Raw genomic sequence first — 13,066 nt, 5'->3', positions numbered from 1 at the left:
GAAATTTTGAAATCTTGCAAACAATTGATAGTGTGTTCACTTGCTGCAATCTTATTATTGATTCCATCAGTTTCTTTTGCAGCAGACTCAAACATCTCAGTTAAATTGTCAAATTATATTGGAAATAAATCTAGCATCAGTCTATCGCCAACAGGATTTTATAAAGTAACTGGGGATAATGTTGCAGTTACGGATCGTTTTGCAGGCGCTTCACGATACGAAACTGCGACTCTTGCATCCAACAGCCAGTGGAAAAATCCTAATACAGTGATATTGGTAAACCGAGATATTTTTATTGATGCATTGCCTGTTATTCCATTGGCGAAAAAACTGAACGCACCAGTTTTATTTACTCAGCCTGACACGTTAACAAAAACTACTGAAAGACAAATTGCTAAGTTTAACCCTGATAATATTTTAATCATTGGGGGAGCGCGAAGCATTTCAAAAGATGTAGAAAACAAGCTGAAATCATATGGCGCTGTGAAAAGGATAAGCGGAAAAAATAGATATGTCTTATCAGAAAATATTGCAAAGCAAATGGGCAGCTATGATAAAGCGATCGTTGTAACCGGAAGAGTATTTCAAGACGCTTTAGCCATTGCTCCATATGCAGCAGCACACGGATACCCTATTTTGCTTACAGAGAAAGACAAGCTTCCGGATTATGATTTGCCAAAACAAGTCATCATTATAGGCAGTTCATTTAGCGTCAGTGATAGTGTAGAAAACCAAATTAAAAAAACTTCAACTGTGCAAAGGATTCCTGGATCAACCAGATATGAACTTACGGCAAATATAATTAAGCAACTAAAGTTGAAGGCTGATAAAGTCGTAATGACGAACGGGACAAAATATGCAGACGTATTGATAGGCGCTTCGCTTGCCTCGAAGAAAAACAGCCAAATTTTATTTATTAAACAAGATAGCGTTCCGGCTTCGGCTAAAAGTATAACGAAAGATAAAGCCACATATGCATACGACTTTATTGGAAGTACCAGTTCAATTTCTGCTGAAGTTGAGAATTCACTTGCTGATGAATTTTATTTAGCTGACGGTAGCACCTATAATCTAAAAATCAACAGCGGAAAATTAAACCTTGAAAACATCAAAACTTACGGAAACTCCCTAAGAATTAAACCAGAAAACTATTCTACTTCAAACAGAATTAGTCTTGATGGAAAGCTGTATCTTGGCACGGTTAATTTCTCTATTGAGTCTACTAAATATATCCGACCAGTAAATGAGAATATTCCATTTGAGGATTACTTAAAAGGAGTAATTCCGAATGAAATGCCTGCTAGCTGGTCACTTGAGGCTCTTAAAGCGCAGACTGTCGCTGCAAGAACCTACTCAATAACAAAAACAGGAACTACTGTACCTGATACAACCGCTTTTCAAGTTTATGGTGGCTACAGTTGGAATTCGAATACCAATAAAGCGGTAGAGCAAACGAAGGGGAAAGTTCTGAAATATAATGGATCTCTTATAACTGCAGCTTATTCTTCCAGTAATGGTGGTTACACAGAAGCTAGTAATGAAGTGTGGTCGTCAAGTGTACCTTACTTGATTGCAAAAAAAGATACAAAGGATCCTCAAATAGGCTGGACGCTTACTTTGTCAAAACAACAGCTAGATACGAAATCTTTGGACTTAACGAAGCCTTCTTCTTGGTGGTCTTCAGCGACTGAAACTGATTCTGCAAGACTTTCCGGAGTTAAGAACTGGATCTTGAAAAATAAAGAAACAAGCGCTGATTCTGTCAAAATTGCAAGTATTGACGATTTAAGCTTTAGTGGAACGACACAAGGGCAGCGTGCAAAAACAGCATCGATGAAAGTGAAGTATTTTGTTAAAAGCAGTACTGGCTCCTATAACTTGAGCAAAATTACAACCATTAGTGTACCAACAAGTGAGTTAAGAACAATGATTGGAGCGACTGTATTTAAAAGTACTTATGTGACTGTAAAAAAAGATACTTCAAAGTACACAATCAGCGGTAAAGGATATGGTCACGGGATCGGAATGAGTCAATATGGAGCAAAAGCAAGAGCAGAAGCTGGAGATTCATATAGTTCAATTTTGAAATTTTACTATCCAGGTACAACTCTGACAAGTTATTAATTATTTTAGGATATAACGCCATTTAAGGAGGAAATCAATTGCGTTCTTATATAAAAGTCCTGACAATGTGTTTTCTGGGGCTCATACTTTTTGTGCCAACAGCTTTGGCCGATAACTCAGTGAAAAGAGTCGGGGGAAGCAATAGATACGGCACTGCTGTTCAAATATCAAAGCAAATGTATTCAACAGCAAGTACAGCTGTAATTGTTGGTGGGAGTTCTTATGCAGATGCTATTTCAGCAGCACCCCTTGCTTACCAGAAGAATGCGCCATTGCTTTACACTAATTCTGATAAGCTTTCGAATGAAACGAAAACAAGATTAAAAGAGATGCAGACTAAAAATGTAATTATTGTAGGCGGAACACCTGCTGTTTCTTCTAACACTGCTAACCAGATTAAAAGCTTGGGGATAAGTATTAAACGAATTGCAGGAAGCAACCGTTATGACACGGCTGCACGGGTGGCAAAAGCGATGGGTGCGGCTTCAAAAGCTGTTATTTTGAATGGCTTCTTATATGCAGACGCTCCGGCAGTTATTCCTTATGCAGCGAAAAACGGGTATCCAATTCTATTTACAAATAAAACATCTATAAATAGTGCGACAACGTCTGTGATAAAAGATAAGGGAATTTCGAGTACGGTTGTTGTAGGAGGAACTGGAAGTATCAGCAATACGGTATACAACAAGTTACCTTCTCCTACAAGAATTAGCGGTTCAAACAGATATGAGCTTGCTGCAAATATCGTACAAAAACTTAATTTATCAACAAGCACCGTATATGTAAGCAATGGATTCAGCTATCCTGACTCCATTGCAGGAGCTACACTGGCAGCTAAGAAGAAGCAATCTCTTATCCTAACAAATGGTGAAAATTTATCTACAGGAGCCCGTAAAATTATTGGAAGTAAAAACGTGTCAAACTTTACGATTATCGGAAACACTCCTGCCGTAAGCACCAAGGTTGCTAATCAGCTAAAGAATCCAGTTGTAGGTGAAACAATCTTTATTGATCCGGGTCACGGTGATCAAGATTCAGGAGCAATCGGCAATGGACTCCTTGAGAAAGAAGTCAACCTTGATATAGCGAAAAGAGTCAATACAAAGCTAAATGCTTCAGGTGCTCTTCCAGTACTGTCAAGATCTAATGATACTTTTTATTCTTTACAGGAGAGAGTAAATAAAGCAGCTTCTGCACAAGCAGATTTATTTATCAGTATACATGCAAATGCTAATGACAGCTCATCACCAGATGGAAGTGAGACGTACTACGATACAACATATCAAGCCGCAAATAGCAAGAGACTGGCTGAACAAATTCAACCAAAGTTAGCGGCTAATCTTGGAACGAGAGACCGGGGAGTAAAAACAGCTGCTTTCTACGTTATTAAATATTCTAAAATGCCAAGTGTTTTAGTTGAAACTGCCTTTATCACTAATGCATCAGATGCAAGTAAATTGAAGCAAGCGGTTTATAAAGATAAAGCTGCCCAAGCTATTCATGACGGCACAGTATCTTATTACAGATAATCGAAAGAGACAAATCTAATCGCAGATTTGTCTCTTTTTTATATGAAATGATTAAAACAAATAGTACTTGTATATAAAATAGTAAAAGAGTATTAACAACATTTATCAGAAAAAATACGTAATTCACACTTCTTAACATACCATTTACATCCAATTAACATCCGTCTGCTAAACTGACTGGCATAGGTCATCATAACATCCCAAACAAATCGTGAGGTGTGTGTCAGTGAGTGCAGAGAAAAGCATGAATGTGAGTCGTGAATTCTCAGTTCAGCAAATACATTCTTTTACATTATCTGAAAAGACGGCTCGTTATTTGGCAATAAAGCGCGTAATGGATATTTGGTTTGCGCTCATTGGGTTGGCGATTGCGCTGCCAATGATTGCGGTATTTTCAATATTGATTTGTTTGGAGACGCCGGGGCCTGCCATTTATACGCAGGAACGCGTAGGGAAAGGCGGGAAACCATTTAAGCTTTATAAGCTTCGTTCCATGAAAATAGATGCCGAGAAGTCTGGGGCGGTTTGGGCACAGAAGCAAGATCCGCGGGTGACAAGGATCGGAGCTTTTATTAGAAGAACGAGAATTGACGAGCTTCCTCAGCTGTTTAATGTGCTGAAAGGCGATATGAGTATGATTGGCCCTCGCCCGGAAAGGCCTGTATTTACGGAAAAATTCCAGAATGAGATTCCAGGCTTTACACAGCGTCTGGCTGTTAAACCGGGATTGAGCGGCTGGGCTCAGGTGAACGGCGGTTACGATATGACGCCGAAGGAAAAGCTGATATTTGATTTATATTACATTCGCAATCTGACTTTCACTTTAGAATTAAAAATTATGTTAAAAACTTGTAAAGTAGTTTGGACGGGTGATGGTGCAAGATAAAACAGAATTCCATTATTCACCATCAATCTGAGCTTAAAAAGAAGTAGGGAATATGATGCCAAGTATTACAAAACAAATCATGAGCGGTGCAAAGTGGACAAGTATTTCAACCATGTGTATTACAATCATACAAATTGTTCAGTTTGCCCTGCTTGGAAATATGATGACCTTAACAGAATTTGGGCTTGTCGGCATGATCACAACGGTTACAGTTTTCGCCCAGATTGTGCTCGATATGGGTTTTGGCGCAGCATTAATTCAGAGAGACGACGCGACGGAGCGCCAGCTGTCAACATTGTATTGGCTTAACATTATGACGGGCGTTTTGCTGTTTGTTCTTTTATATGTGAGCAGTCCTGTCATTGCGGGATTTTATCAAAGAGAAGAGCTGGTGTTTCTGGTTCGGATTCTGGCGATTATGTTTTTGATCGCGCCAATTGGACAGCAATATCAGTATATGCTGCAAAAGCAGCTGCATTTTAATACGTTAAGCAAAATAGAGATTTTTTCAAATGTACTGTCATTCGGATATTTAGCGATAGCGGTTTTTATGATGGATGCGATTTTGGCGTACGTGATTTCTCAAGTCCTGCTGCAGTCCAGTAAAGGGATTTTATATTGGGCTGTATACCGAAAAAAGTGGCATCCTGCTTTTGTTTTTGATTTGAGAGGCATGAAGGATTTCTTTTCTTTTGGAGCTTTTCAGCTTTCATCCCGTCTTGTGAACAGGCTGGGAGCAAATATCGACATGATTTTGATCGGCCGGTTTATTGGTGCTGAAGCATTGGGGATTTATAACCTCGCTTATCAGATTGTCACCATTCCGGTTTTGAAGATCAATCCGATTGTCACACGGGTGGCATTCCCTGTTTTCGCAAAAAACAAATATGAAAACAGCGTGATCAGAGAAGGCTTTCTGAATATGACAAAAATGCTGGCGCTTGTTTCGTTTCCGCTGTTAATCGGGCTCGTGTCTGTGTCAGACGCCTTTATCACAGCGGTTTTCGGAGAAAAGTGGCTTGCTGCTGTTCCGATCCTGAATGTTCTGGCCATTGTCGGGATACTAAGAGTGCTCATGAATCCAAATGGATCTGTACTGCTGGCAAAAGGAAGAGCTGACTTAGCGTTTTATTGGGATTCCGGCGTACTGCTGCTGTACGGATTATCACTGTTTGCAGCTGTACAGACGGGAAGCCTGCTGACAGTCGCATGGGTGTATGCCATTATCAGCGTTGTTAATTTCCTGATCGGGCGCTGGCTCCTGGCATATGTCATCAAGCTTAACCTTTCAGCTTATTTCCAGTCGATTATGAAGCCATTTCTGATTACTGCGGCGATGGGCATCATCGCGTTTGGTGTAAGCCTCAGTACCGAACACTTCAGTATGCAGGCAGAAATGCGGCTGGCCATTTCAGTTGCGGCCGGGGCGCTGTGCTATCTCTTTCTTTTGGTAAAAGCGTACCCTCAAACGAAAAACAAACTACTAAGAAAAGGGCGTTTGTCATGAAGATTTTGTGGATCACAAGCGTATATCCGAGCAGTATGAAACCCGGAGAGGGTGTGTTTCATGAGACACAGGTGCAAGAGCTGCAAAAACTCGGGCTTGATATCACTGTGATATGCCCACGGCCTTTTCATTCAGCACCTGTCCGCATGCTGAAAAAGACATATCGAAAAAAGGATGCCAGACCGGAGTATGAGATTAGAAAAGGGATACCGGTTTACCGGCCTTTCTATCGGGCAGTTCCCGGCCAGCTGAAGTGGGCGCAGCCTCATCGGAGAATCGCATCAGCCGTTTTAAAAACAATGAAACAGCGCGACCTATATCCGGATCTGATCCATGCTCATTTTGCCATGCCATCGGGCGGGGCTGCGGCAGTCGTGTCAGAGTCAGCGCAAATTCCTTATATCCTGACCTTGCATGGCAGTGATGTGAATGTCTATCCGCATTATAGCAAAGGAGCGTTTAAAGCCTTCAAGCGTGCCGTAGGTTCTGCGTCAGTTGTTTTAGCAGTCAGCCACAAGCTTCAGGAAGAAGCCAAAAAGCTTTCGGGCTTTGACAGCTCGGTTTTGCCAATTGGCATACAGCTCAGCCGTTTTCAGGAGAATGAGGAGACGAAAGAGGAAATCAGAGAAAGACTCGGACTCCCGCTTGATCAGCGTCTGGCTGTCTATGTCGGCCGGCTGGTCAGAGAGAAAGGCATTTTTGAACTGTCTGAAGCGATCGAATCGCTGCAGGACCCACCTCAGGCAGTCTTTGTCGGGGATGGTCCCGCAAAATCGACGCTGACGCAGAAGGGGCATATCGTCACAGGCCAAGTGCCGAATCATCATGTAAGAGACTATTTACTTGCGGCAGATCTATTCGTGCTTCCTTCTTACAGTGAGGGGATGCCGACTGTTGTGATTGAGGCGCTGGCGCTAAGGGTTCCTGTTATCTGTACGGATGTTGGCGGAGTGTCGTCTTTATTCGGAAAGCACCAACATCTGCTGATTAAACCGAAATCCGCTCAAGCCTTGGCGGAAGCGATCACTCGGTACGAACATGAGCAAATTTGGAAGCCGGAAGTAGCAGATGACTTGTATGAAACCGTGCAGGCTCAATTTGACGCAGGAAAAAACGCCAAGGCCTTGCATCATCAGTATCAGACGGTCACGAAAACGTCCGTTTAATCGTAAGACACTGCGACCAATATAAATAGGAAGATCATTTTACAGGAGAGGGTTGAGCGCTGTGAAAAAAATAGCTGTCATTGGAACAGGTTATGTAGGACTCGTATCAGGCACTTGCTTTGCGGAGATCGGCAATAAAGTTGTTTGCTGTGATATCGATGAATCAAAAATCAGAAGTCTGAAAAATGGGGTAATCCCAATCTATGAACCAGGGCTTGCAGACTTAGTTGAAAAAAATGTGCTGGATCAGCGCTTGACCTTTACGAACGATATCCCGTCTGCCATTCGGGCCTCAGATATTATTTATATTGCAGTCGGAACGCCTATGTCCAAAACAGGTGAAGCTGATTTAACGTACGTCAAAGCGGCGGCGAAAACAATCGGTGAGCATCTTAACGGCTACAAAGTGATCGTAAATAAAAGCACAGTCCCGGTTGGAACAGGGAAACTGGTGCAATCTATCGTTCAAAAAGCCTCAAAGGGGAGATACTCATTTGATGTTGTATCTAACCCTGAATTCCTTCGGGAAGGGTCAGCGATTCATGACACGATGAATATGGAGCGTGCCGTAATTGGTTCAACAAGTCATAAAGCCGCTGCCATCATTGAGGAACTTCATCAGCCATTCCATGCTCCTGTCATTAAAACAAACCTAGAAAGTGCAGAAATGATTAAATACGCCGCGAATGCATTTCTGGCGACAAAGATTTCCTTTATCAACGATATCGCAAACATTTGTGAGCGAGTCGGCGCAGACGTTTCAAAAGTTGCTGATGGTGTTGGTCTTGACAGCCGTATCGGCAGAAAGTTCCTTAAAGCGGGTATAGGATTCGGCGGTTCATGTTTTCCAAAGGATACAACCGCGTTGCTTCAAATCGCAAAATCGGCAGGCTATCCATTCAAGCTCATCGAAGCTGTCATTGAAACGAACGAAAAGCAGCGTGTTCATATTGTAGATAAACTTTTGACTGTTATGGGAACCGTCAAAGGGAGAACTATTTCAGTCCTGGGATTAGCCTTCAAACCGAATACGAACGATGTGAGATCAGCTCCAGCGCTTGATATTATCCCAATGCTGCAGCAGCTGGGCGCCCATGTAAAAGCATACGATCCGATTGCTATTCCTGAAGCTTCAGCGATCCTTGGCGAACAGGTCGAGTATTACACAGATGTGTATGCTGCGATTGAGGACACTGATGCATGCCTGATTTTAACGGATTGGCCGGAAGTGAAAGAAATGGAACTTGTAAAAGTGAAAACCCTCTTAAAACAGCCAGTCATCATCGACGGCAGAAATTTATTTTCACTTGAAGAGATGCAGGCAGCCGGATACATTTATCACTCTATCGGCCGTCCCGCTGTTCGGGGAACGGAACCCTCTGACAAGTATTTTCCGGGCTTGCCGCTTGAAGAATTGGCTAAAGACTTGGGAAGCGTCAATTTATAAAAAGAAAAAGTGTTACTTGGTTGAAGCTGCCGGCTGCTAGGCTCGGCCGCCGGCTCCTGAAACATCAGGAAAGGGGTTAAACATGTGAGTATCAAACGATCAGCGGTCCATACGCTAGCGTTACTGGCCGCTGCTATATTTGGAGTCGTCCTATTGCTGGGAGCCATCCATAAAGATATAGGTTTCATGCAGATGGCTGCTGTGCTTGCGGTGTTGGCAATTGGCCTGTTTTTACTGACGCTTGCAACCGCATTTACAACAAAAGAACGGCTCTTTATGGCTGTAATCTATATTTTGATCGGCTGCACTTTTTTAAATAATGCATTTTTTGCTATTCATCTTGGATTTTTCAGTTTGTTCCTTTACCGGCTTCTGCTCATTGCAGCGGGTTGCCTTCATATTTTCGGCATGGTTCGGAATCGAACCCATATTGAAAGATGGCATGGGCTGCAAGTAAAAGGGATATTGCTCTTTTTCGCCTTTTGGTTTATATATGGCCTTGTTTCTCTGCTGTGGGCCAAGTCGGTAACAGTTGGCCTCAAGTATTTAGCCTTATTGGCAATGGGAATTTTCTTCATTTATCTTATTGTCATGTACGTGCAAAAAATGGAGCGGCTGATGATTGTTTATGCCATTTGGCTGGTGATGACGGTATTTCTGATGATCATTGGTTTTTACAATCATATCACCCACCATCATCTTGCGAGTTCCACATTGTACAGCGGACCGGAGTATAAGCAGCATTATCCGACATCGGTCTTTTTTAATCAAAATGACTTTGCGACCTTTTTATCCATCAGCTTCTTTTTTTACATCACGATGATGAAAAACATTAAGAATGGATACATCAAGGCAATTGGCCTTGTGCTCTCGCTCTGTGCGTTGTATTTAATTTTTGCCACTGGTTCAAGAGCCAGCCTTCTGGGGATTTTTGCAGGTATTGCTGTCTACATTTTCATTGTATTGCCGCCTGTTTTAAAGAAAATGGCTATATGGCTGTCGGCGGCAGGAATTGCTCTTTTCGCAGTTCTTTTCGCCAGCAAAATCTATTCAAAGTTTTGGGAGCTGTTTCTGGCCCCGCAGACGCTGCATTCATTTCATGACAGGCTTCCATCAAATGTGGCTCGGGCAAATCTGCTGAAAAACGCTTGGCATTTTTTTCTTGATTCATACGGATTCGGAGTCGGAGCAGGAAATGTATCCTATTATCTTGAGCATTATGCTGTATATGATACTGACAATGTGGCAGAGGTGCATAACTGGCTTGTTGAAATTCTTGCTAATTTTGGCTTGTTCATCATGCTGGGATATCTGTCCGTTTATGCCTACCTCATATGGGTGCTTTACAAGTTTTATGAAAGAAAATTAGAAAATCAGTCAAAACTGATCACAGAAGGACTTATTACCGCTATGGTCAGTTTCCTGGTATCAAGTATCAGCCCAAGCTCTGTTTCAAATTTATTTTTCCATTGGGTGTTTATGGCGCTCGTCATCGCCGCCGTGAATGTGTTAAGGCGATCCAGACAAATACCTGAGCCGATGTACAGATAAACAGACTACAAAAAGCAGGGAGACTTATATGAACGATATATTGATAAGAATAGCCCGTCGCATAAAAAAAAATATTATTTGGATCATAGCGGTGCCAATTATATTAGGTGCGGCGGGGTATATCCTGCCGTCACAGATCGCTGATCAAAAGAGCTATACAGCTGAAGATACTTTGGCTGTGGGGAGCTATGATCATCCGGTTTATAACAGCACAGAAGAGATTCCGCTACTATTAAAGAGCGACTCCTTTTTGAAGGAGGCGCTTCCTGATGAAAAGGATGAAGATGTAGCAGAGATCAAAGAGAAGCTTACCATCAAAACGGAATCCAAATCGTTACTGACTTTAAGCTATAGCGACGAGGATAAGGATAGAACGGAATCTGTCTTAAACGCCATATCCTCCACCTTCCTCAAAAATGATCAAAAGCTGTATGCAGAAAGAGAAGCCGTCATCCGCAGCAGCATAGACGCGCTTGAAGGCGAGTCGGTGAGCGAGGATTCCAAAGTGGATAAAGAGAGATTTTTATATGAGCTCAAAAACACACAGCTTAACCTGAAAGCGGCAAGTGTTACTGATTCCGAAACCGTAAGTGAGACAGCAGGCGGCGGAATGTCTCCGAAAAAGAAAGCAGTTCTCGGCGTTATGATTGGCCTTACGATTGCCTTTATGTTCGTTGTCATTCCTGAATTTTTCAGGGAATCCTTTTAAAATCATACGATGGAGATGTGATCATGACCAATTGGAAACCTCTCGTATCTGTCATTACACCTTCCTATAATGCGCGTGACTATATTGAAGACACGGTTCATTCGGTATTAGATCAGAGCCATCCTCATTGGGAAATGATTATCGTGGATGATTGCTCAACGGATGGGACCCGCGACATTTTACAGCAGTATGAAAAAATAGACGAAAGAATTCATGTGGTGTATCTGGAAGAGAACTCCGGAGCTGCGGTTGCTCGCAACAAAGCGTTGGAACGCGCTCAAGGGCGCTACGTAGCATTTTTGGACAGTGATGACAAATGGAAAAAAGACAAACTGGAAAAGCAGCTTGAGTTTATGATGGAGCGCTCCTGTGCGTTTTCTTTCACGGGCTACAGCTTAATGGCGCAGGACGGGACCCCGCTCGATAAATTTATTCATGCGCCGGAAAGCCTGACGTACGATGACGCCCTGAAAAATACAATTATCGGCTGCTTGACGGTGATGATTGACAGGGAGCAAACGGGACAGATCCAAATGCCGAATATCAGAACGAGACAGGACTTAGCCACATGGCTGTCTCTTTTAAAAAAAGGATTTACTGCCTATGGAATGAATGAATGCCTGGCTGAATATCGGCTTGTCAATAACTCAATTTCCAGCAACAAATGGAAGGCTGCGAAAAAAACGTGGTTTGTCTACAGGGAGATCGAACGGCTTCATTTTATGAAAGCAACATGGTGTTTTGTTCAATATGCAAAAAACGCGGTGAAAAAAAGATTATAGCCGCAAACAGAGAGAAAAGGTGATGAAGGTGGAAACAAAAGAAGCAATCATTCATGTCATCGTTGCCACTGCTGAATGGGGAAAAGACCAATTGAGATACAGAAGGCACCGGCTGGCAGAATTTTTAGCTGCTCAGGAGGAAACGAAGGAAGTTATTTGGGTATGTCCGGCTCCGCGTGCCCAAGGGAAAGAGTTTCAGGAAGTCCATTCTGGCATCAGGCAATTCGCTGTCAAAGACCTGCTGCAGAAAAAAATGTTTCGTTTCGGACGATATACAGATGTCTTTTACAGACATAAGCTCTCCCCATTACTCGATGAGCTTACACCTGCTTCTGCAAACGGGGAACACTGCTGTTTATGGTACACGTTTCCGGGATTCCCGCTGCTGTCTTCGCTGTATCCTTGGGATGAGGTCATTTATGACTGCAGTGACTTATGGGCGGCGCCGATCAGCGGCCGATCAAATCTGCTGTCTGAATTCCGGCAAAAAGTCATTAAATCGGCAGAGCTGAGAATTATACAACGAGCAGATTCAATAACCTGTTCATCAGATTATCTTCACAAGGAAGTAGACAAAAAACTGACTGCAGGACGAGAAAAGGTTCATACTGTGGAAAACGGTGTGGAGTATGAGCTGTTTTCTGCAAATAAACAAGCTCCCGATCGCAGTATACTGCAGGGGAGAGAAGGAACAGTGTTAGGTTTTATTGGCGGGATTAAACCGAAGCTCGATTTTAAAATGATTGAAGCCGCCGCCCTGCAAAAGCCTGATTGGACATTTTTATGGGTTGGCCCGGATGCCACCAATGGTGACGTTTCGTTTCAAGAGCTGCTGAGGCTTCCAAATGTCATATGGACCGGCCCGGCAGATCCGAAAGAAGTTCCGCATTTTATGGAGCTTATTGACATTGGCATCATGCCTTATAAAAAATCATCGTATAATCAAGCTGTGTTTCCGCTGAAACTATTTGAATTTTTAGCGGCAGGAAAACCTGTCGTCGGCTCTAATCTTCCGTCAACCTCAAAAATGCAAAAGCCGTATGTATACGAATATGTAGAAGGTGATCATCCAATTGATTTTATAGCAGCTTGTGAAAAAGTTCTCGAACAAAACGGAGACGAAACCTATAAAGAAATGCGCCGAAACATCGCTCGCACACAAGATTGGAATTGCTTATTTAGACAAATTATGAAATATACAGGGATTCAAAAACATGCGTAGTCCTATAAATTGGGATGCGCGTTTTTTGATTATACGTGTTTCTTTTTGATGAAGCTTGTTATAATAACTAAGGAGAAGGTATAATGGAAGGAACGGTTCTCTATATAAATAAAGACTTCATTTAATTCCAAAGGAGACTTCTT

At 42.4% G+C, this 13,066-nt stretch carries 10 protein-coding genes; all 10 read left to right on the top strand.

Going from position 1 to position 13,066, the window contains the following annotated elements; genetic code table 11:
* Positions 1-6: 6 nt before the first annotated feature.
* Entirely contained in the window at positions 7-2,124 is a 2,118-nt protein-coding gene (locus tag WA279_RS14995; RefSeq protein WP_336155859.1) for a SpoIID/LytB domain-containing protein, read from the top strand.
* Positions 2,125-2,162: 38 nt separating this feature from the next.
* The gene (gene lytC, locus WA279_RS14990) at positions 2,163-3,653 is read left to right on the top strand and encodes an N-acetylmuramoyl-L-alanine amidase LytC (protein ID WP_336155857.1); all 1,491 of its coding nucleotides are present in this window, start codon (positions 2,163-2,165) and stop codon (positions 3,651-3,653) included.
* Positions 3,654-3,879: 226 nt separating this feature from the next.
* Positions 3,880-4,539, top strand: a complete 660-nt coding sequence (locus tag WA279_RS14985) for a sugar transferase (protein ID WP_003242561.1) — start codon at positions 3,880-3,882, stop codon at positions 4,537-4,539.
* Positions 4,540-4,594: 55 nt separating this feature from the next.
* On the top strand, positions 4,595-6,046 hold the full coding sequence (tuaB, locus tag WA279_RS14980; protein WP_015483771.1) for a teichuronic acid biosynthesis protein TuaB: 1,452 nt from the start codon (positions 4,595-4,597) through the stop codon (positions 6,044-6,046).
* Positions 6,043-7,212, top strand: a complete 1,170-nt coding sequence (tuaC, locus tag WA279_RS14975) for a teichuronic acid biosynthesis protein TuaC (protein ID WP_015483770.1) — start codon at positions 6,043-6,045, stop codon at positions 7,210-7,212. Before tuaB ends, tuaC begins: the two co-directional genes overlap by 4 nt.
* Before the next feature lie 61 nt (positions 7,213-7,273).
* Positions 7,274-8,659 (top strand): UDP-glucose 6-dehydrogenase TuaD, encoded by a 1,386-nt coding sequence (gene tuaD, locus WA279_RS14970; RefSeq protein ID WP_336155855.1) that lies wholly within the window; start codon positions 7,274-7,276, stop codon positions 8,657-8,659.
* A gap of 84 nt (positions 8,660-8,743) precedes the next feature.
* A complete protein-coding gene (tuaE, locus tag WA279_RS14965; protein ID WP_336155852.1) occupies positions 8,744-10,210 on the top strand; it encodes a teichuronic acid biosynthesis protein TuaE in 1,467 nt (488 codons plus the stop codon).
* Between the two features lie 28 nt (positions 10,211-10,238).
* A complete protein-coding gene (gene tuaF, locus WA279_RS14960; RefSeq protein WP_017695313.1) occupies positions 10,239-10,919 on the top strand; it encodes a teichuronic acid biosynthesis protein TuaF in 681 nt (226 codons plus the stop codon).
* 23 nt (positions 10,920-10,942) lie between these two features.
* On the top strand, positions 10,943-11,701 hold the full coding sequence (gene tuaG / locus WA279_RS14955; protein ID WP_003242619.1) for a teichuronic acid biosynthesis protein TuaG: 759 nt from the start codon (positions 10,943-10,945) through the stop codon (positions 11,699-11,701).
* 28 nt (positions 11,702-11,729) lie between these two features.
* Positions 11,730-12,923 carry a teichuronic acid biosynthesis protein TuaH gene (gene tuaH, locus WA279_RS14950; protein WP_336155947.1) on the top strand — a complete coding sequence of 398 codons (1,194 nt, stop codon included), beginning with the start codon at positions 11,730-11,732 and terminating at the stop codon, positions 12,921-12,923.
* Positions 12,924-13,066: the final 143 nt, after the last annotated feature.

It is taken from the genome of Bacillus sp. 204(2023), from assembly GCF_037027505.1.
Lineage (GTDB): Bacteria > Bacillota > Bacilli > Bacillales > Bacillaceae > Bacillus > Bacillus subtilis.
Note: the sequence above shows the minus strand (reverse complement) of the source record. Positions and strands in the feature narration are given on the sequence as shown.

Excerpts from the sequence above, each read along its gene's own strand:
- tuaB (WP_015483771.1), top strand. The coding sequence starts at position 4,595 with ATGCCAAGTATTACAAAACAAATCATGAGCGGTGCAAAGTGGACAAGT.
- tuaC (WP_015483770.1), top strand. The coding sequence starts at position 6,043 with ATGAAGATTTTGTGGATCACAAGCGTATATCCGAGCAGTATGAAACCC.
- tuaF (WP_017695313.1), top strand. The coding sequence starts at position 10,239 with ATGAACGATATATTGATAAGAATAGCCCGTCGCATAAAAAAAAATATT.
- tuaG (WP_003242619.1), top strand. The coding sequence starts at position 10,943 with ATGACCAATTGGAAACCTCTCGTATCTGTCATTACACCTTCCTATAAT.